Below are 20,362 nucleotides of genomic sequence, written 5' to 3'. Positions count from 1 at the left end.
GCGAACCTTCGACTTTACGACTTTTGACTTTATGACTTAAAAAAAAAATTATCGATTTGAAACGCTTCGTTTGTTCCATTTGATGTCACTCAACATACCAGATTTAATTCCGATGAAGAAGTTCCAGTTAGAATTTGTTCCAAGAGGTTGCCAGTTAAATGCCATTCTCCAGCTTAATAAATCTCTTTCAAAACGGAATTGAGTAAAGGTAACTCCTTTTTGGACAAAATCATATCCAGTCGAAACCCCGCCTTTCCATTTTGGTGTAATATCCATATTGGCAGAAATCATGATTGAGTTTCCTGAGATTTTATTTTCACGATTTACGTTCGAATATGTAAGCGAATAGGCCATTGTCATATCCCAAGGGATTTTTGAATTGAAAAATTCGCTGATAACATCCTTGTCATCATCCTTTTCGTTAGCGAATTGACTGTTTCGGCTGTCGGTCAAGTCAGTGTTAGTTCCAAACAAATCATCATTTCGACCTCCATTTCGCTGACTCTGCGAATTGGTCTTTTCTTTTTCGCCTCCTTTGTTAGAGAATGAATAATTCAAAGTAACGTTTGCGCTTGTCATTCTGAACAAACTTCCTCCGTTATCGATGTTGTATTTATCTATTCTTGCTCCAGAATTGTCAATTGCGTAAGGGTCTAATGTAGCTCCGAAATTGACATTCATTTTATTGTCAAAAAATTGCGTTCCTCCAGATACAAGTACCGGTTGCCATGCAAGAGTTTGTTTGCCATCTGCATTGAAATTATAGCTTGTGCTGAAGTTCAAGTTGTTCAACAGCATGATCTTTTTAGGTTCTGTTTTTGTGCTGTCTTTATCTCTTACTTTGGCTTCAAAAGTGTTGCTTAATGCAAAACCTACAATGTTTGAATTCTCTTTTCCTGGCGCGCCATAAACACCGCCTTCAAAACGCGTGTATTGTGATGTAATTCGTCCTGAAGCATCAACAGCATAAGTATCGTAGTATTTTTCAAAACTAGGCGTGTATGCGTACGTAATCGATGGGCGCATGACGTGACGAATAGATTGGATTCTTTTATCGGAGCCAAAATTAAAAGTACCGTAAATTGTAGTTCCTAAATTCGAGCTGAAATTATACGTTCTAAAAGCGTCAAAACCATTTACGGTTGAAGTAACAACTTTGCTTTGTGCATCATCATAATCTTTATGAATGGTTTTGGTTACCCAAGTTTCTTGGTAATTTGTCGCCATTCCGGCACTGAAATATTTGAACAGCTTAAAGTTTGTGCTTAATGGGATTGTATGTTGCATTCCAATTTGAGCATCTTTAAACATTTGCGGTTTAAAGAATAGCGAATCGGTTGTCACGAAACTGTTTTTTCCGCTTAAGTTGTATTGCAAGTTGATGTTCTTTATAAAACCTTTTTTCACGCCATCTTTTCCAACAAAAGGATAAATACGGTCAATACTTGCTTGAAGCGAAGGCAAAGTCATATTGATAACTTCGGTCTGCGTATTTTGCGAATGTGTAGCTGTTAAGGCAATTCGGGCTTGCGGAATTGTATTAAAAGTTTTGTTGTATGAAATAGACGAACTCAAAGTGTTGTTCAGATTTGAGCCAATATTCGCCTGATTAATAGATTGTTTGAAATATTTACTACTACCCATGTTCACCGAAGCAGAAAACGTTGAATTTGGGTTTGATTTTGTGTCTTTAGAGTGCGACCACTGAATGTTGTAGATTTTTTGTTTTGAATAGTCAGGGTAGCCTCTTTCGCTGCTAATTAAATTTTCATAACGAATATTTAGGTTGCCTCGGTATTTGTACCTTTCGGCATACGCTGATTCAAAACGAAGGGCGTAACTTCCATTGGTATAATAATCAGCTAAGACGGTTAAGTCGTAATTGTCGCTCAAGGCAAAATAATATCCCATATTTTGCAAAGAAAATCCTCTCGTGTTTGAATCATTATAACTAGGAATGATAATACCTGAAACACTTTTTTCTTGGCTCATCGGAAAATAAGCGAATGGCAATGCTAGTGGAGTAGGAACGTCTGCAATTACCATGTTTGTTATGCCTGTAACTACTTTTTTTCCTGGAACAAATTTTACTTTGTTGGTTTGAAAATAATATTCCGGATTGTCTACATCTGTCGATGTTGTAAAACGTGCGCCTCTTAAAAAGTAAACTGAATCGTTTTCTTTTTTCGTGACTGCCGCTTTGATCTTAAATTCGCCTTGTTCTGTTCGGGAATTAAAAATTAACGCTTTTTTAGTTTTGAAATTAAATCGAATCGAATCAGGCTGTACTTCGTTTGATCCCTGTTTGAAATTTGGATATTGAATAAGAACTCCAGCAGAGTCCTTTATTCTTCCTGCATAAACTTCATCCTTGCCGTAATCCAAAACAATGATTCCAGATTTTAATTCTACATCCTTATAATATAGTTCTGCCTCATTATAAAGCGTAAGCAGTTTCTTTTTTTTGTCTATTACTGCGTAATCTTTTGCTTTGTAATTTACTTTGCCATCCAGAAAAGTCTTTGCAGGCTTGATACTGTCGATTTTTACCGTATCAACTTTAACAGCTGCAGATTTGTCTGTTGGTTTTGCTGTATCAGTTTTAGCAGTTGTAGCTTTATCTGTTTGTTTTACAGTTGGTAACGATTTTTTTTTCGGTTTTATATCTTGCGAATATACTTTACCACATCCTAAAGTTAGGAGAAATGATAATAAAACGATATTAAATAAGTTTGTGTGCAAAGGTTTAAATGCTATTTTTGTAAAAGTATGGCTTGTTTTTTGACATGTCAAACTTACATATAATTTTTTGGCAAAAATAATCAATTGTGAAAATTATAGGAGTTGCATATTATTAAAATTAACTTTTAGATTTATGAATATATTTAACAAAACTAGGCTATTATTTAGTTTTTTTCTAACTATAATTTCGTTTTGTGCTTACAGTCAGGCAAATGTTTTTAAAGTAACACTTGATGCCGGACACGGTGATCATGACTTCGGAGCTGTTTATAGTGGCCGAATTGAAAAAAATATTGCTTTGGCAATTGTGCTTAAAGTTGGAAAAATATTAGAAGCGAGCCCAAATGTTGATGTGATTTATACGCGTAAAACAGATGTTTTTATTGATTTGGTTGAAAGAGCCAACATCGCAAACAGAGCCAATTCTAATATTTTCGTGTCGATTCACTGTAATGCAAACAAAAATACAGCAGCTGACGGAACAGAAACATATGTAATGGGTTTAAGTAAAGTTGCGTCGAATCTTGAAGCAGCGAAAAAAGAGAACTCGGTAATTACACTAGAAAAAGATTATAAGCGTAAATATGAAGGTTACGACCCAAATTCTCCTGAATCAATGATTGGTATGACATTAATGCAAGAAGAATATTTGGATAACAGCATTTCGTTGGCAACAAAAATCGAAGATAATTTTGACCGACTTGGAAAAAAAATTAGACAAGGTGGTGTAAAACAAGCGCCATTTATGGTACTTCATAAAGCATATATGCCAAGAGTATTAGTGGAAACAGGTTTTGTTTCGAATCCTACAGAAGGAAATATCTTGAACTCAGAAGAAGGGCAAAATGATATTGCAAAAGCAATTGCAGAAGCAATCTTAAGTTATAAGAGTGAATATTTTGGCAATGGAGTTCCTGAAATGTCTGATGTCAGACCTGCAAAAGATACTTCGACACCAAAAAAAACTAAGCCAGCTGAGCCTTCAGCTGCTGCGAAAAGTGCCGTTAAAGGAACTTTTTATAAAGTACAACTTATTGCAAGTATAAAGAAGACTCCATTAGAACCTAAGAATTTTAAAGGTTTGAAAAATGTGACGATGCTTTATGAAAATAATATTTACAAATATTTCTATCAAGAAACATCAGATTACGAAGCAGCGAAAAAATATTTGCAAGAAGCTAAGAGTAAAGGTTATGGCGCGGCTTTTTTAACTGCAACTAAAGATGGAGAGAAAATCAGTATTCAAGACGCTACTAAATAATCGTCACAAGTTCGAATATTTATATTAATTTTGTACAAACACTTAGAATTTTGAAACTAACAAGAGAAATTAAAACGGCTATTTTAGTCATCGCGTCAATTTTATTATTTATTTGGGGCTACAGTTTTTTAAAAGGCAGAGATCTTTTTACAAATTACAAAACATTATTTGTTGAGTATGATAATGTTGAGGATTTGGCACCGTCAGCACCTGTTACCATAAACGGACTTGCAATTGGTAAAGTAAATAAAATTACAATCAATGAAACAACAGGAAAACTATTAGTTGAATTGCAGCTTAAAACAGATTTTCCAATTTCAAAAACAAGTACTGCAACTTTGTATTCTCCAAGTTTGATTGCTGGAAAACAAATTAAAATTGTACCAAATTTTGCAGATAAAACTCCTGCAGAAGACGGACAAACATTAGCAGGAACTGTTGAATTAGGTTTGACAGAATCTTTAGGAGGGAAATTGGAACCAATTCAGGCAAAACTAGAGAAAATGCTTGTGAATATTGATAATCTGGTTACTGGGTTAAACAATACTTTAGATAAAAATACACAGGAAAATTTAAAGAAGACTATTGCTGAATTAAGCCAAACTATGGCGCAGTTTCATAAAGCTGGAGGGAGTCTTAACTCTATTTTAGATACTAATAAAGGTCAGATTAATGGAGTTGTGACAAACTTGAATAAAATGTCAGGCAACTTCAGCAAAATTTCTGATTCTTTAAATAAAGCTGATTTAGGAAAAACAGTTCGTAATTTAAATCAGACTTTGGCTAAAGTTGATTTATTGATGGCGAATTTAAATTCTGGAAAAGGAACTGCTGGAAAAATATTAAATGATGATGCTTTGTATAATAATTTAGCGAAAACTTCAAAAGAGCTTGAATTATTGTTGCAGGATCTTCGCCTTTACCCAACTCGTTATGTGAATGTTTCTCTTTTTGGAAAGAAAAACAAACCATATGTAGCACCAACGGAAGACACTAATTCAACTACTAAAAAATAATCATAAATGAGTTATTTAGATAATATTTTATTCGCCATACTTCTTGTAGTAGGTTTTGGTTTTTTTACAGCGAGCGTAAAAAAAATCATCCGAAACATTAATTTAGGAGTTGACGTAGATAGAAAAGATAATCCTAAAGCTCGTTGGAAAAACATGGCATTGATTGCTCTTGGACAATCAAAAATGGTGAGACGCCCTGTTGCCGGAATCCTTCATGTTTTTGTATATGTTGGTTTCGTTATTATTAATATCGAATTGCTTGAAATTATTATTGATGGGCTTTTTGGAACACATAGAATTTTTGCTCCTTATTTAGGGGTAGTGTATGATGTTTTGATTGCCTCATTTGAAATTTTGGCAATACTTGTAATTATTGCGGTTGTAACTTTTTGGATCAGAAGAAATGTGATTCGTTTAAAACGTTTCGTAAGCAAGGATTTGACTGGTTTTCCAAAAAGCGATGCGAATTATATTTTGTACTTCGAAACAGTTTTGATGATTCTGTTTTTATTAATGAATGCTTCTGATTTGCATTTGCAGAATGTTCCAGGAGGATATTCTCATTTTCATAAAGCAGGAAGCTATCCTATAAGCCAGTTTATCGCACCAATTTTTAATGGTACATCAAATGAATTGGTTGGATTGTTATTCGAAGTATTTTGGTGGTTGCATATCGTGGGTATTTTGGTTTTTATGAATTATTTATACTTCTCAAAACATTTGCATATTCTTTTGGCTTTCCCAAATACGTATTTTGCGAATTTGAAACCAGAGGGTCAGTTTGATAATCTAGAATCAGTTACAAAAGAAGTGAAGTTGATGATGGATCCAAATGCAGATCCGTTTGCGGCAGCGCCAGTTGATGAAAATGCAGCTCCAGCTAAATTTGGAGCAAGCGATGTTCAGGATTTGAACTGGGTGCAACTTTTGAATGCTTATACATGTACAGAATGCGGAAGATGTACTTCATCTTGCCCGGCAAATCAAACTGGAAAAAAATTGTCTCCTCGTAAAATTATGATGGATACAAGAGATCGTTTGACGGAAGTTGGGAAAAATATTGATGCTAATAAGGGTGTTTTCGTTCCAGACAACAAATCACTTTTAAACGATTATATCACTCCAGAAGAACTATGGGCTTGTACTTCATGCAATGCCTGCGTTGAAGAATGTCCTGTAAATATTAGTCCGCTTTCTATTATTATGGACATGCGTCGTTATTTAGTGATGGAACAAAGTGCTGCTCCAATGTCACTAAATGCAATGATGACTAATATTGAAAACAACGGTGCGCCTTGGCAATACAGCCAACAAGACCGTTTGAATTGGAAAAACGAGAATTAATAATATTCTCAGAATAAATTAAGATTTCAGATTTCAGAATAAAACATGAAACTTTGAACTTTAAACTTTAAACAAAAGAGAGAGAAATGTCAGAAAGTTTAGTAGTGCCAACAATGGCTGAAATGCTAGCCCAAGGAACACAACCAGAAGTTTTATTTTGGGTAGGTTGCGCGGGAAGTTTTGATGATAGAGCAAAAAAAATTACCAAAGCATTTGTTCGTATTTTAAATCGTACGAATGTTTCGTTTGCAGTTTTAGGTACTGAAGAGAGTTGTACTGGAGATCCTGCAAAACGTGCCGGAAATGAATTTTTGTTCCAAATGCAAGCCATGATGAATATCGAGGTTTTAAATGCATACGAAGCAAAAAAGATCGTTACGGCTTGTCCGCATTGTTTTAATACTTTGAAAAATGAATATCCTGAATTGGGTGGAAATTACGAAGTGATTCACCATACAGAATTTTTAAAGTCATTAATTGATGAAGGAAGATTGACCGTTGAAGGCGGTCAGTTTAAAGGAAAAAAAATCACTTTCCACGACCCTTGTTATTTGGGAAGAGCAAATAAAGTTTACGAAGCACCGAGAGATTTAATTCAGAAGCTAGATGTTGAATTGGTTGAAATGAAACGTTCTAAAGCAAATGGATTATGCTGTGGAGCTGGTGGTGCACAAATGTTTAAAGATGCTGAGCCAGGAAACAAAGAAGTAAACGTTTTGCGTACGGAAGATGCTTTAGAAACGAAACCGGATATTATCGCAGCTGGTTGCCCTTTCTGTAATACCATGTTGACGGATGGAATTAAACATGCGCATAAGGAAGGTGAAGTAAAAGTAATGGATGTCGCAGAGTTAATTGCAAATGCGCAAGATCTGTAATAATTAAGGTTCTAAGTTTCTAAGATGCTAAGGGGCTAAGGTTTGTTAACTTGAAACTTGAACAAAAACAAACAAAAACAAAATTTAAGATGTATATACCTTTTGAAAATTTGCCAGGTGAATCTAGAGTCTGGATTTACCAATCGAACAGAAAATTTTCTGAGGAAGAGTTTTCTGAAATTGAAACTGATTTAAAAGCTTTTGTGGAACAATGGGCAGCGCATGGAACAAGCTTAGAAGCTTCGTTTTTGCTGAAATACAACCGTTTTATCATATTGGCAGTAAATCAAGATGTGCAGGCGGCAACTGGCTGTTCTATAGATAGCTCGGTTGAATTTATTCAAAGCTTGGAGAAAAAATATAATGTTGATTTGCTTGACAAAATGAATGTTACTTTTAAGCTTGGCGAACATATTGCACACAAACCGTTAATTGATTTTAAAAAGATGGTTAAAGATAAATCGGTTTCTGAGAATACGATTGTTTTTAATAATCTTGTAAATAATATCGAAGAGTTTAATGAATCTTGGGAAGTTCCTGCGGCCGATAGCTGGCACAGCAGATTTTTCTAAGAGAAATTTATAGTATATTTGAAAGGCATGAAATTTAAGTTTCGTGCCTTTTTTTTGTGGTTTCAGGTTTTAAACTGTTGTTTTTAGTTAATCTTTATTGCAAATGAATAATAAAAAATTGAAAATAGTACTATCGCTTTTTGTGTTAACGGTAATTATATTTTTTGTACTGGACTATTTTGTTGGGGAAATGTTTTCGGGTTTGCATCCGTCTGATTAAGCTTTAAAATTGATTTTTTAATAGTCTGGTTTCAAGTTTCATGTCTGAAATTAGAAGTTTGAAACGCGACAGGTTTTTAAAACCTGTCGGGTTTATTGTTTTGATTGAATCTTTGTCAAAGTTTTGAACTTTGACAAAGATGGCGGTTTTGATTGGTTTCTTTTGAAAACAAAACCATCTCATCTAGCCCCGATGGAAGCGGCATCCTTTTATGGTCCCGATAGCTATCGGGACCATAAAAGATATAGCGGACAGCGGGACGATACTTCTCATGAAAACAAATTTTTCTGCTCCTAAAAGAAATTATGATGCATTTTGTCTTTTGAATCGTAAAAGTCTAATACTGTGCAATCTCTGATATTTACAAAAATCTAACAAATGAAACGGCCAATTAAACGTGATTTTTGAGTATTTTCGTAGAATTAAATTTAATACATGAAAATAGCAATAGTTTGTTATCCAACGTTTGGCGGTAGTGGGGTAGTAGCCACTGAGTTAGGTCTTGAATTAGCCAGACGAGGACACGAAATACATTTTATAACTTATAGCCAACCAGTTAGATTGGCCCTTTTGAATCCGAATGTGCATTATCACGAAGTTAATGTTCCGGAATATCCACTTTTTCATTACCAACCTTATGAATTGGCCTTATCGAGTAAGTTGGTCGATATGGTGAAACTGTATAAAATTGAAGTTTTGCACGTGCATTACGCAATTCCGCATGCTTACGCGGGGTATATGGCGAAGCAAATGCTAAAAAATGAAGGAATCAATCTTCCGATGATTACGACGCTTCACGGAACGGATATTACGCTTGTTGGAAATCATCCGTTTTATAAACCTGCGGTAACGTTTAGTATCAATAAGTCGGATTATGTGACTTCAGTTTCGCAGAGTTTGAAAGATGATACTTTGAAGTTGTTCAAAATCAAAAATAAGATTAAGGTGATCCCAAATTTTATCGAATTGGATAAAGTGGTAAAAGATCCTGAAGCGCCTTGTCATCGTTATGTGATGGCGAAAGCAAATGAGCGTATTGTAACTCATATTAGTAACTTTAGAAAGGTAAAACGTATTCCGGATATCATTAAGATTTTCTATAATATCCAGAAAGAAATGCCGGCTAAATTGATGATGGTAGGTGATGGTCCTGAAAAGGAAAAAGCCGAAGTTTTGTGTATGGAGTTAGGGATTTACGACAAGGTGATTTTCTTTGGGAACAGTAACGAAATTGACAAGATTTTGTGCATGACCGATTTGTTTTTGCTTCCGTCTGAAACGGAAAGTTTTGGTTTGGCGGCTTTAGAAGCAATGGCTCTTGGTGTTCCGGTGATTTCTAGTAATTCAGGAGGTTTGCCTGAGGTGAATTTTGATGGAGTTTCTGGATATTTGAGCAATGTTGGAAATGTTGAGGAAATGGCGGCAAATGCAATCAAAATTCTGAAAGACGATGCTACGCTGAAAGAGTTTAAAAAGAATGCGTTGGAAGTGGCTAAGAAATTTGATATTAAAAATATACTTCCAAAATACGAAGCGCTGTATCAAAAAGCAATTGACGATTATAAAGAGTAAGATACCAATCTAAATAATTTACAGCATGAAAAAGGTAATTTCAGTTTTAGCAGTTTTTGTTTTGATTTCCTGTGGTGCAAAGAAAACTTCGGGCTCAACGGCCTTGTATGAAGTTTTGACCGAGCAATCAAATGGAGGAGGAAATATCAAATTTTTTGAAATTTTGACAGAGCCTAACGAAATTAAAATGCTTGAAAATGATCCGCTTTTATCCAGTAAAATGAAGCAGGCTGACATCAACAATTCAAATTATGTTATTTTGAATATGGGTGAAAAAAACACTAGCGGTTATTCTATTGGTGTTGAAAAAGTAGAGGAAACAGATAAGAATATTATTATCACGGTTAAAGAAAATAACCCAGCGCCAGATGCTATGGTAATGCAGGTGGTTTCATATCCTTATACGGTAGTGAAAATTCACTCTAAAAAAGAGATTATTATAAAGTAATAAGTTAGAAGTGAAAAGTTAAATGACCGGCTGCGCGGAGTCGAAGCCTTTCGATTGAAAGCATAAAAAAAACCTGTCGCAATTAAAACGACAGGTTTTTTTCTACAATTATTTTTTATTTTTATTTAGAATTTGAATTTGATTCCTAAACCAACATCAAATCCGAAGTTGTCATCGTCATAGTATCCAGAGCCAATCTCAGGTCTTGCATCTAAAGATAATAGGATTGGCACTTCTTTAAAACCATATTCGATTCCGATATCTCCTGCAGCAAAAACATACGTTCCGCTGTCATTGTATTTTACGTTATTGTTGTAATAATCGTGGTCCCAAGCAGCTAAACCGCCACCAACACCAGCGTACCAGTTAAAACCTCCGTCTATATTCCAAACCCATTGATAAAGAGCAACACCTTTAATGGCATCAACGTCGCTACTGTTTCTCCAGCCTAAATCAAATTCAAGTCTGTTTTTTTGATTTAAACCTCTTTGATAAGATACTTCTCCTCCAAAACCGTTATTGTCACCTAAACGCAAACCTAACGCGTTTTTTGCAATGTCTTGTGAATGAGCCGTAAATGCTAAACCTAATAGCATAAGGGCTGATAAAATGATTTTTTTCATAAAAATGATTCAATTAATTTATTTCAAATGTATAACTACAACTCAATAGAGAACGTATAACATTTTTGAAAATTGTTATATAATTTACATTTTTTTGAAATAAACCTTTGTTTGAAGGGTTTGTAGAGGCTATTTTACTGAAAATTACTTGTTTGAAAGCTATTTTTTTTCCATGATGGAAATCAATAATTGTGAAGTCAAATTGTCTTCCATTTCAAATAAATTTTCTTCTTCTGTAAAATTGCTTTCGGCATAAGAATAAAGTTTCCAACGCTTTTTATGATATTCCAATGCGGTCAGATTTTCGACCCAGTCGCCTGAATTTAAATATAAAGTAGATCCGTGGCGATTTTCCTTAGTGATGATTTTTGGCTCATGTATATGTCCACAGATTACATAATCGTATTTTTTTTCGATTGCTAAATCGGTTGCCGTGGTTTCAAAATCTGAAATAAATTTTACTGCCTTTTTAACACTGGCTTTTATTTTTTTAGAAAAAGAGTAAGGTTCGCGCCCTAATTTTGACAAACACCAATTTGCAAAACGATTGGAAAGAATCAAATAATCGTAGCCTAACCCGCCCAATTTTGCAATCCATTTTGAATGTTGCACCGAAGCATCGAAAACGTCACCATGAAAAATCCAAGCTTTTTTGTCATCTAATTCCAAAACTAATTTATCGACTAATGAAAAATTTCCCATATTCATGTCGGTGAATTTCCGAAGAATTTCATCGTGATTTCCGGTAATGTAATAGACTTTTGTTCCTTTAGAAGCCATTCCGATAATGCGTTGAATAACTCTTAAATGAGACTTAGGAAAGTAGGATTTTCTGAATTGCCAAGCGTCAATTATGTCTCCGTTTAAAACTAATGTTTTAGGTTTTATGCTTGATAAATAGTTGTTTAGTTCCTTGGCGTGACTTCCATAAGTCCCTAAATGAACATCTGAAATAACAACCAGTTCAACATTTCTCTTTTTCAATTTTTCGTGATTTGAAGTTTAACAAATAAAAGAAAGAAATGCTGGATTTATTTTATCAAAAGGTTATCAAATAAAGGTCAATTTTAACAAATTATGATTTTTAAACTCGTTAACCTTAAATTAATAATCACAATTTTATATTTTTTAATTTAATTCATAAAACTTACATTTGCTAAAACTAAAAACATGGCAGGAAATAGCTACGGCACATTATATAGAATTACAACATTTGGCGAGTCGCACGGTGAGGCTTTAGGCGGTATTATTGATGGTTGTCCATCAGGAATTCAATTGGATTTTGAAGCAATTGAAGTTGAAATGGCTCGCAGAAAACCGGGGCAATCGGCAATTGTAACACAACGTAAAGAACCAGATGCAGTTCAGTTTCTATCTGGAATTTTTGAAGGAAAAACTACTGGAACTCCAATTGGGTTTATCATTCCGAATACCAATCAAAAATCTGACGATTATTCTCATATCAAAGATAATTACAGACCAAGCCACGCTGATTACGTATATGACCAAAAATATGGTTTTCGCGATTACAGAGGTGGTGGAAGAAGTTCTGCACGTGAAACTGCAAGTCGTGTAGTTGCAGGAGCAATCGCAAAACAAATGCTTCCTGAAATTAAAATTAATGCTTACGTTTCTTCTGTAGGCCCAATTCATTTGGATACGCCTTATCAAGATTTAGATTTTTCGAAAATAGAAAGTAATCCTGTTCGTTGTCCAGATGAGAAATCGGCGGCGATTATGGAAGAATATATCCGTGATATCCGCAAGCAAGGCGATACAGTTGGTGGCGTTGTTTCATGTGTGATTCAAAATGTTCCTGTTGGGTTAGGAGAGCCAGTTTTTGATAAATTGCATGCCGAATTAGGAAAAGCAATGCTTTCAATAAATGCGGTAAAAGGTTTTGAATACGGAAGTGGTTTTTCTGGATCAGAAATGAAAGGAAGCGAACACAATGATTTGTACAATCCTGACGGAACTACAAAAACAAATCTTTCTGGAGGAATTCAGGGCGGAATCAGCAACGGAATGGATATTTACTTTAGAGTAGCTTTCAAACCTGTTGCGACTATCATGCAGACACAAGATTCATTAGATAATAAAGGAAATATTACACCAATGACGGGCAAAGGACGCCATGATCCTTGTGTTGTACCTCGTGCGGTGCCAATTGTTGAGGCAATGGCCGCAATTGTTTTGGCTGATTTTTATTTAATCAACAAAACATATTAATAAAAGTTAAGACAGTGAGGGTCTTAATATTTTAATTTAAAACAAACAAATTAATGCAAGTTACAGAAACTAAAAAAAAATCATTTCTTTCAGGATTAACAGGCCAGATTATAGTTGCAATGGTACTAGGTGCGACTTTGGGAATTATATTGCACGCAACACTTTCTCCTGAAGGAGCGCAATCTTTCAGCAGTAAAATTAAAATGTTGGCAACCATCTTTATTAGATTGGTGCAAATGATTATCTCGCCTTTAGTGTTCACTACATTGGTAGTAGGAATTGCCAAGCTTGGAGATATTAAGACAGTTGGTAGAGTTGGAGGGAAAGCTCTTGGATGGTTTTTTACGGCATCATTTATATCATTGTTGATTGGTTTATTTTATGTAAATGTTCTAGAACCAGGAGTAGGTTTGAAGTTAGACCATGTTGATATGGCGGCTGCGACAGAAGTAACTGGTAAAACAAAAACGCTTTCTGTTGAGAATTTTGTTGAGCATATTGTTCCAAAAAGTCTTTTTGAGGCAATGGCAACAAATGAAATCCTTCAGATTGTAATATTCTCTATCTTTTTTGGATTAGCGGCGGCTTCTATCGGAAGTCCTGTGAAGCCAGTAATTAATGCGTTAGATAAAGCTTCGCATATTGTTTTGAAAATGGTGAATTATGTAATGAACTTTGCTCCGATTGGAGTGTTTGGTGCCATTGCAGGAGTTTTTGCTATTAGAGACGCTGAAGAATTAGTAATAACGTATTTTAAATTCTTCGGATCATTTTTAGTTGGTATCAGTACTTTGTGGGTTGTCTTGATCGGTGTAGGTTATATTTTCTTAAAAGGAAGAATGACCGAATTGTTAAGACGTATTATTGGACCATTAGCGATTGCTTTTGGAACAACAAGTAGTGAAGCAGTATTTCCAAAATTGACTGAAGAATTGGAGGATTTTGGTGTAAAAGATAAAATTGTTTCTTTCATGTTGCCGCTTGGATATTCATTCAACTTAGACGGAAGTATGATGTATATGACATTCGCCAGCATCTTCATTGCTCAGTTTTATGGAGTTCATTTGGATATTCCAACACAAATGGTAATGCTTTTAGTTTTAATGCTTACAAGTAAAGGAATTGCAGGTGTGCCGAGGGCAAGTTTAGTGGTTGTTGCTGCTACATGTGGTATGTTTGATATCCCTGTTGAAGGAATTGCATTGATTTTGCCTATTGATCATTTCTGTGATATGTTCAGAAGCGCTACAAACGTTTTAGGAAATGCATTGGCAACTTCTGTTGTTGGACAATGGGAAAGCAATAAAGAAGAGCGTTTAAATATCGAATAAAGCGTTATTTAGAAAAAAAATAAAAGCCGAGAAAATTATTTTTCTCGGCTTTTTCATTTTATTCGCTTCTTTGAGTGAAGGAAAATAAAAGCAAAAAGAATTTATTTTGCTGCTACTTTTCCTTTTCTGCTTTCGTCGCTTTCCTGATCTGGGGCGTCGCCACCTGTTATTGCTTTTTGTTGCGCTTTTGTCAATCTTTCTGTTTCTGCGAATTTTTCAAAGTTTTCTAACATAATTTTGATTTTAATGCTCCAATCTCTTAAAACACTTGGGGCTTGTGTCTTTAATTTTGTTAAAAATAGTATTATTTTTTATTTCTTGTAATATTTTGCTGAAAATTTTTAAAAAAAATCTTAATAATGAGATGTGCTACCCATTCTATTTTATAAATAAATGAATCATTGCGAGCTTTTTTAAAGACTTTCGAAAAATTATATGGCATAAAATATAAAAAACTGATTATGGAATCTTTAGCAATTAAGTAATACTTTTATTTCGTATTATTGTAATGATAAATATTCGAAATAAAGATTCCCCAAATTATGCTTTATCATAGATTTTGTTCTATTTTTTTAATTTTCCTAAATATATTTTGCTATGAGTTGACGGCTCAGAGCAATGCTGCATCAATGGTGAAAATTACTGATTTAACAAAACAGGCCTGTGACTACTTAGATAATGCCAACTACGAAAAATCTTTAGAGAAATCTGGAATGGCCTTGAAATATTCATTTGATCTCAAAAATGACACTTTAATTTCAAGAAATTACAATATAATCGCTATCAATTTTCATGAATTAGGAGAAATTGATAAAGCAGCCTTCTTTTATAAAAAAGCCTTATTCTACGCAAAACGTTCTAATATTATTAGTATGAGAATGATGGTTACCAGCAATCTAGGTAATTTGTACTTTTTTGAAAAGAAAATGTATACTGATGGAATTAAGTATTATAAAGAATCATTGAAATTTGGCAAGGATAAAAAATATGCTAAAGAAGTTGCTATTACAAATCTGAATATAGTTTGGTCTTATTTCAAGATTGGAAATTATAGTGAAGGTTTGCCTTATCTGAATTACATTAATGAACATCAAAATGATTTAAAAGGAAAGTCAGATGATATTGCGCTAAATTTTCTTAACGGAATGTATTGGGGCCATGAAAAGAATAACGAAAGGGCAAATAGATTCTTTTTAAAAGCGATTTCCTCTTACGATAAATCGAGTGATGAAATTACAGATTTGCTCTATGCGCACCAAGAGTATTCAAAATTTTTAAATAGTATAGGCGAATTTGAAAATGCGTATAAAAACCTTGTTATTTACAACCGAATTAAAGATGAAATAACAAATAAAGAAAAAGTAAAAAAAGCGTCTACTGCAGGTTTTAATCGCGAATTAGATGAGTATAAAAGACAAATAGATAAAATTGAAAGCGAAAAAATAGAACAATATCACAGTTTAAAAAAATCGAGAATAATTGTAGTATTGTTTATCATTATTTCTTTGATTTTGTTATTGTTAATCATTACTTTAATTAAAAATATCCGTTTAAAGAAAAAGGCAAATATCGAGCTTTTGCAAGCCAAAGAAATTGCGGAAGAAGCCTCGTTGCTTAAAACACAGTTTATTTCAACGATAAGCCATGAATTACGCACACCATTGTATGGAGTGGTCGGAATTACAAACATGCTTTTAGAAGAGCATAAGGAGTTGTCTAGAAGCCAGCACTTAAGTTCGCTTAAATTTTCGGCCAGATATTTATTGTCGCTGGTAAATGATATTTTACAGATTAATAAAATTGAAGAAAACAAAGTTGTTCTTGAAAATTTGACTTTTAATATTTCAGACGAAATAACAGTAATCAAAAATTCTCTTTCTTTTTTATCTCAAAAAAACAACAATAAAATTAATGTGTACGTTGATCCAGATATACCTGAATATTTAATTGGAGATAAATTACGATTGGCACAAATTTTAATGAACTTAGTAAGCAACGCTTTAAAGTTTACAAAAGATGGAGAAGTAGAAGTTAAGGTCGATCTTGCTAAAATTGAAGGCAAAAATTATTTCTTAGACTTTTTGATCAAAGATAACGGAGTTGGAATTGCGACTGTGGATCAAGGCAAAATTTTTGAGAAGTTTGTTCAAGTCGGTAGAAAAGAAGAAGATTATCAAGGAACGGGCTTAGGATTGAGTATTGTAAAACGATTACTAGGGCTTTTTGGCAGTAGTATCACGCTGGAAAGTGATATTGGGCAAGGAACATCTTTTTCATTTATAATTCCGTTTGAGCATGATCCACAGCGAACTAAAGAGATTATAGATGATATTGAGGTTGATTTGACCTCAAATGATATCTTTAAAATTTTGGTTGTCGAAGATAATTTGATCAATCAGATGGTTACAAAAAAGATCATTGAAAAAAATAATTACACCTGTAAAGTAGTTGATGATGGCTTCGGTGCTTTGGAGATATTAGAAAAAGAAGATTTTGATCTTATTCTAATGGATATAAACATGCCTTTAATGAATGGTTTTGAAACTACAAAAAGAATTCGTTTAAAAGGCATAAAAACGCCTATTGTGGCGTTGACTGCTTTTGATAAGGATGAAATAACAGATGAAGCACTTTCGTCAGGAATGAATGATATTATTATCAAGCCTTTTGAGCCGGTAAAACTCTTTAAGATTGTAAATTACTTAATACATGAAACAATAAACGCTGGTTAATACCAGCGTTTTTTATTTTTCTTAGAAGTATTTGATTTTCTCGATTTGTGAGCGCCACCGCTTCTATTAGAGTTTTTAGGTTTTTCTCCCGGTTCAGGACTTCCAGAATGCCATTGATATGGGTGATCTGTAATTGTTTTTACATCTACTTTTATCAATTTTTGAATATCTTTCCAGTAAGGATGTTCGTCTTTGCCACAAAATGAAATTGCAATTCCGCCATTTCCGGCACGTCCAGTACGGCCAATTCGGTGAACATATGTTTCAGGGATATTTGGCAAGTCAAAATTGATTACATAAGGAAGTTGTTCAATGTCGATTCCGCGCGCCGCAATATCTGTAGCAACTAAAACGCCGACTTCTTTATTTTTAAAGGCATCCAAAACGCGTTGTCTCGCATTTTGCGATTTATCTCCGTGGATAGCTTCTGCTGGAATATCTTTTTTGCGAAGTGCTTTTACAACATTGTCAGCGCCATGTTTTGTTCTTGAAAAAACCAGCACATTTGATAAATTCTCTTCTTTAATCAAATGATAAAGCAAATTTCTTTTTTCGGTTTTGTCAACAAAATAAATGCGTTGTTCTACATTTTCTGCTGTTGATGACACAGGCGAAACTTCCACTTTTTCAGGATCTTTTAAAAACATTTCAGCCAATTCACGAATAGCAATAGGCATCGTTGCAGAGAATAATAAAGTCTGACGGTTTTTTGGCGTAAGCTTTACAATTTTTTTGACATCGTTTATAAAGCCCATATCCAGCATTTGATCGGCTTCGTCCAGAACTAAAGTATGCAAGTGGTCAAAATCAAGAAATCCTTGTTTATGCAAATCAAGCAATCTTCCTGGAGTGGCAACTAAAATATCGACACCTTTTTTTAAGGTTTCAACTTGTGGATTTTGCGAAACGCCTCCAAAGATTGTTAATTGTGTTAAATTGGTGTATTTGCCATAAGTGTCAAAACTTTCGCCAATTTGCACTGCAAGTTCACGTGTTGGCGTCACGACAAGTGCGCGAATTTGTTTGGCTTTTTTTGATGAACCTACAATTCGGTGTAATTGATGTATGATAGGGATTGCAAATGCTGCTGTTTTTCCTGTACCTGTTTGTGCGCAACCAATCAAATCTCTTCCTGACAAAATGATCGGAATAGATTGTTCCTGAATAGGAGTAGGATTTAGGTAGCCTTCTTCAAATACGGCTTTTTGTATACTTTTTGAAAGTGGTAAATCTTCGAATAACATATCTTAAGTGTTAAGAATTTAGTCAAAATGACTAAAAATTCAGTGCAAAGATAGGTTTATTCGGTCAATCCTTTATTTGATTCTTGTATTATTTGGGAAATGTGTGGTTTTAAGCCCGTTGAAGTTCAGTTTGATCTTTCTTTTTCGTTGTTTGCTTTGATGAAATCGGTGATGAGATAACCGATTAATTTTCCAATCAAATTGTTGTTTGGAGAATCGGCTAAATCGGGTGCTCCTTCACAAATATGCAAGTAAGTGGCATTTTTATGTTGTCCAAAGAAAGAAACAAACTGGCGCAATTCTTCTACAGAAAAACCACTGATCGTCATAGCGCTGCTGGCGATATTCGGAATAGCGTCTAAATCAATCTCAATTCCGAAAGAATCATTTTGGATAAATCCTAAAGCCAAAGCCATTTCGCGGTTGAAATCTTTTTCCTTTCTGATATTGACACTATCATACGTATTATAACGAACGCGATCTTCTAGTTTTTTGATGATATCCAAAACGCTTTTTGAAGTATAATTTTCGTGCAGTCCGAAAATGAAGTATTTTTTCAGGAAGCCTTCTTCATACGCATATGAAAATCCGTTTCCGCTATGACGTCCTTCTAAAATTCTAAAATCAGAGTGTGCGTCAAAGTTTATCGCATTGATTGGTTTTCCTTTGGCAAGAGCCGAACCTTTAATATTTCCGTAAGCATTATTATGGCCTCCGCCAATGATGATCGGAGTTTTTCCTGCTTTTATGATTGTAAAAATAATATGAGAAACTTCTTTGTCAATTTTTTCAACAAGCTGGCTTAGTTTTGATCGATCGTCGATATCATTAAAATCAAGATTTTCGACATCGCGCATTTCTTGTGCCACATTGATTTGTCCTAAAACAATGATTTGGCTTCCTTTTGAAAAACGATTGTGTTGGATATTGGCAATGCTTTTTATAGCATTTTCCCATGCTGATGCAGTTCCTGGTCGACCGTAGTTTGCGCGCACACCAATATCTTCAGGAATTCCTAATAGTACATATTTAGCTTCACTTTCAGTCATAAATTTTACTATGTCAGCCTCTTTCGGGATGACAATCATTTTCTCGCCGAATTTAATTTCGCCGCTTCGGTGATTTGTGACTTTTGCTAAATCATTAACAGTAAAAGGAATTAATTTCTCCATATAAAAAAAATATTGTCCAAAAATAATATAATTGTCCCAACTTACGTTATTACGATATATTAATTCTTAAATTTGTTAATAAAGAAAATTATTAAATATGGAAAACCCAAAGAACAACAACTCAAGTCTAAAAGCGGTAATAGCGGTTTTAGCAGTCCTACTGATTGGTAGTTTAGTGTATATTTTTAAATTATCTTCTGATACAGAAGTGGTTAAAACTGAACTTACCACTACAATGACAGAAAAAGAATCTGTTATGAAGGATTTACAAGAATTAAAAGCAACTTATGATGCTGCAATCGCTGAGAATACTTCAATGTCTGATGAATTGATTCAGGAAAGAGATAAAGTAGTAGCTCTTATGGATGATTTGAATAAATCAAAAGGAGATGTTTCTAAATATAAATCTCAAGTTCAGGCGATGCAGGCTAAAATGAAAACTTTAGTTGCTGAAAATGATGAGCTGAAAAAACAAAATGGTGTTTTGACTACTCAAAGAGATAGTACTATTGTAGTTTTAGGAGAATCTAAAAAATACAATGAAGTATTAGTTGGTCAAAACGAAGAGCTTGCTAAAACTGTTGAAAAAGGTTCTAAATTATCTATTTTGAACACAAAAACTGCAGCTTACAAATTGAAAAGTTCTGGAAAACAAATCGAAACAGACAAAGCAAGCCGTGCAGACATTTTGAAAGTTAGCTTTACGATCGCTGAAAACCAAATCGCTAAATCTGGAGATAAAACATATTATATTCAGGTTATCGATGCTAAAAACAATGTTTTAGGTGAAAAGAAAACAGAAAGTTTTGGTGATAACTCTTTAACTTACAGCTTCAAAACTACAGTAAAATATGAAAATAAAACTGTACAGGTTAGTGAAGATCTTCCAGGTAAAGATTTTGCAAAAGGAACTTACTTTATCAATGTTTTTGATAATGATGAATTAGTTTCTAAAACTAGTTTCAGCTTAAGATAATT

General features: G+C 34.0%; 17 protein-coding genes. 11 read left to right on the top strand and 6 right to left on the bottom strand.

Annotation, left to right across the window (positions count from 1 at the left end; all coding sequences use genetic code 11):
- Window positions 1-48: 48 nt before the first annotated feature.
- Window positions 49-2,793, bottom strand: a complete 2,745-nt coding sequence (locus tag AAYQ19_RS06425; protein WP_343535107.1) for a putative LPS assembly protein LptD — start codon at window positions 2,791-2,793, stop codon at window positions 49-51.
- An 82-nt stretch (window positions 2,794-2,875) separates the two neighbouring features.
- Here AAYQ19_RS06425 and AAYQ19_RS06420 point away from each other — a divergent pair, with 82 nt between their 5' ends.
- The 7 genes from AAYQ19_RS06420 (at window position 2,876) to AAYQ19_RS06390 (ending at window position 10,053) form a co-directional block, all read left to right on the top strand.
- The gene (locus AAYQ19_RS06420) at window positions 2,876-4,003 is read left to right on the top strand and encodes an N-acetylmuramoyl-L-alanine amidase family protein (RefSeq protein WP_343535105.1); all 1,128 of its coding nucleotides are present in this window, start codon (window positions 2,876-2,878) and stop codon (window positions 4,001-4,003) included.
- Between the two features lie 50 nt (window positions 4,004-4,053).
- Entirely contained in the window at window positions 4,054-5,019 is a 966-nt protein-coding gene (locus tag AAYQ19_RS06415) for an MlaD family protein (RefSeq protein WP_343535103.1), read from the top strand.
- A gap of 6 nt (window positions 5,020-5,025) precedes the next feature.
- The gene (locus tag AAYQ19_RS06410) at window positions 5,026-6,363 is read left to right on the top strand and encodes a 4Fe-4S dicluster domain-containing protein (protein WP_343535101.1); all 1,338 of its coding nucleotides are present in this window, start codon (window positions 5,026-5,028) and stop codon (window positions 6,361-6,363) included.
- 86 nt (window positions 6,364-6,449) lie between these two features.
- On the top strand, window positions 6,450-7,241 hold the full coding sequence (locus AAYQ19_RS06405; RefSeq protein WP_132988069.1) for a (Fe-S)-binding protein: 792 nt from the start codon (window positions 6,450-6,452) through the stop codon (window positions 7,239-7,241).
- A gap of 89 nt (window positions 7,242-7,330) precedes the next feature.
- The gene (locus tag AAYQ19_RS06400) at window positions 7,331-7,813 is read left to right on the top strand and encodes a hypothetical protein (RefSeq protein WP_057116491.1); all 483 of its coding nucleotides are present in this window, start codon (window positions 7,331-7,333) and stop codon (window positions 7,811-7,813) included.
- A 655-nt stretch (window positions 7,814-8,468) separates the two neighbouring features.
- Window positions 8,469-9,605, top strand: coding sequence for an N-acetyl-alpha-D-glucosaminyl L-malate synthase BshA (gene bshA, locus AAYQ19_RS06395; protein ID WP_343535088.1), 1,137 nt, complete (start codon window positions 8,469-8,471; stop codon window positions 9,603-9,605).
- Between the two features lie 25 nt (window positions 9,606-9,630).
- Window positions 9,631-10,053: a protease complex subunit PrcB family protein gene (locus AAYQ19_RS06390; RefSeq protein WP_343535087.1), complete on the top strand. Its 423-nt coding sequence runs from the start codon at window positions 9,631-9,633 to the stop codon at window positions 10,051-10,053.
- Between the two features lie 125 nt (window positions 10,054-10,178).
- Here AAYQ19_RS06390 and AAYQ19_RS06385 read toward each other — a convergent pair whose 3' ends face one another.
- Window positions 10,179-10,676: a hypothetical protein gene (locus tag AAYQ19_RS06385; protein WP_343535085.1), complete on the bottom strand. Its 498-nt coding sequence runs from the start codon at window positions 10,674-10,676 to the stop codon at window positions 10,179-10,181.
- A gap of 159 nt (window positions 10,677-10,835) precedes the next feature.
- Window positions 10,836-11,660: a UDP-2,3-diacylglucosamine diphosphatase gene (locus tag AAYQ19_RS06380; protein ID WP_343535083.1), complete on the bottom strand. Its 825-nt coding sequence runs from the start codon at window positions 11,658-11,660 to the stop codon at window positions 10,836-10,838.
- Window positions 11,661-11,846: 186 nt separating this feature from the next.
- On the opposite strand from AAYQ19_RS06380, the gene aroC reads away from it, so the two are divergent.
- Together aroC and AAYQ19_RS06370 are read left to right on the top strand one after the other, a co-directional pair.
- On the top strand, window positions 11,847-12,905 hold the full coding sequence (gene aroC / locus AAYQ19_RS06375) for a chorismate synthase (RefSeq protein ID WP_343535081.1): 1,059 nt from the start codon (window positions 11,847-11,849) through the stop codon (window positions 12,903-12,905).
- A gap of 53 nt (window positions 12,906-12,958) precedes the next feature.
- Window positions 12,959-14,236: a dicarboxylate/amino acid:cation symporter gene (locus AAYQ19_RS06370; RefSeq protein ID WP_343535079.1), complete on the top strand. Its 1,278-nt coding sequence runs from the start codon at window positions 12,959-12,961 to the stop codon at window positions 14,234-14,236.
- Window positions 14,237-14,337: 101 nt separating this feature from the next.
- On the opposite strand, the gene AAYQ19_RS06365 is transcribed toward AAYQ19_RS06370, so the two are convergent.
- Window positions 14,338-14,469, bottom strand: coding sequence for a hypothetical protein (locus AAYQ19_RS06365; RefSeq protein ID WP_343535077.1), 132 nt, complete (start codon window positions 14,467-14,469; stop codon window positions 14,338-14,340).
- Window positions 14,470-14,865: 396 nt separating this feature from the next.
- Here AAYQ19_RS06365 and AAYQ19_RS06360 point away from each other — a divergent pair, with 396 nt between their 5' ends.
- Window positions 14,866-16,968, top strand: coding sequence for a response regulator (locus AAYQ19_RS06360; protein ID WP_343535074.1), 2,103 nt, complete (start codon window positions 14,866-14,868; stop codon window positions 16,966-16,968).
- Here the strand turns inward: AAYQ19_RS06360 and AAYQ19_RS06355 are convergent.
- Complete coding sequence (locus AAYQ19_RS06355; RefSeq protein WP_343535072.1) at window positions 16,965-18,212, bottom strand: DEAD/DEAH box helicase; 1,248 nt, start codon at window positions 18,210-18,212, stop codon at window positions 16,965-16,967. The genes AAYQ19_RS06360 and AAYQ19_RS06355 overlap by 4 nt on opposite strands.
- 125 nt (window positions 18,213-18,337) lie before the next feature.
- Complete coding sequence (locus tag AAYQ19_RS06350; RefSeq protein WP_343535070.1) at window positions 18,338-19,384, bottom strand: formimidoylglutamase; 1,047 nt, start codon at window positions 19,382-19,384, stop codon at window positions 18,338-18,340.
- 97 nt (window positions 19,385-19,481) lie between these two features.
- On the opposite strand from AAYQ19_RS06350, the gene AAYQ19_RS06345 reads away from it, so the two are divergent.
- Window positions 19,482-20,360: a DUF8428 domain-containing protein gene (locus AAYQ19_RS06345; protein WP_343535068.1), complete on the top strand. Its 879-nt coding sequence runs from the start codon at window positions 19,482-19,484 to the stop codon at window positions 20,358-20,360.
- Window positions 20,361-20,362: the final 2 nt, after the last annotated feature.

The sequence above is a fragment of the Flavobacterium mesophilum genome (genome assembly GCF_039581405.1).
Taxonomy (GTDB): Bacteria; Bacteroidota; Bacteroidia; order Flavobacteriales; family Flavobacteriaceae; genus Flavobacterium.
The sequence above is the reverse complement of the archived record's forward strand: the minus strand, read 5'-3'. Positions and strand labels throughout refer to the sequence as shown.

Coding starts and splice junctions, on each gene's coding strand:
- AAYQ19_RS06355 (WP_343535072.1), bottom strand. CDS start 18,212: ATGTTATTCGAAGATTTACCACTTTCAAAAAGTATACAAAAAGCCGTA.
- AAYQ19_RS06410 (WP_343535101.1), top strand. CDS start 5,026: ATGAGTTATTTAGATAATATTTTATTCGCCATACTTCTTGTAGTAGGT.
- AAYQ19_RS06400 (WP_057116491.1), top strand. CDS start 7,331: ATGTATATACCTTTTGAAAATTTGCCAGGTGAATCTAGAGTCTGGATT.
- AAYQ19_RS06420 (WP_343535105.1), top strand. CDS start 2,876: ATGAATATATTTAACAAAACTAGGCTATTATTTAGTTTTTTTCTAACT.
- AAYQ19_RS06405 (WP_132988069.1), top strand. CDS start 6,450: ATGTCAGAAAGTTTAGTAGTGCCAACAATGGCTGAAATGCTAGCCCAA.
- bshA (WP_343535088.1), top strand. CDS start 8,469: ATGAAAATAGCAATAGTTTGTTATCCAACGTTTGGCGGTAGTGGGGTA.
- AAYQ19_RS06365 (WP_343535077.1), bottom strand. CDS start 14,469: ATGTTAGAAAACTTTGAAAAATTCGCAGAAACAGAAAGATTGACAAAA.
- AAYQ19_RS06370 (WP_343535079.1), top strand. CDS start 12,959: ATGCAAGTTACAGAAACTAAAAAAAAATCATTTCTTTCAGGATTAACA.
- AAYQ19_RS06350 (WP_343535070.1), bottom strand. CDS start 19,384: ATGGAGAAATTAATTCCTTTTACTGTTAATGATTTAGCAAAAGTCACA.
- aroC (WP_343535081.1), top strand. CDS start 11,847: ATGGCAGGAAATAGCTACGGCACATTATATAGAATTACAACATTTGGC.
- AAYQ19_RS06360 (WP_343535074.1), top strand. CDS start 14,866: ATGGTGAAAATTACTGATTTAACAAAACAGGCCTGTGACTACTTAGAT.
- AAYQ19_RS06385 (WP_343535085.1), bottom strand. CDS start 10,676: ATGAAAAAAATCATTTTATCAGCCCTTATGCTATTAGGTTTAGCATTT.
- AAYQ19_RS06390 (WP_343535087.1), top strand. CDS start 9,631: ATGAAAAAGGTAATTTCAGTTTTAGCAGTTTTTGTTTTGATTTCCTGT.
- AAYQ19_RS06345 (WP_343535068.1), top strand. CDS start 19,482: ATGGAAAACCCAAAGAACAACAACTCAAGTCTAAAAGCGGTAATAGCG.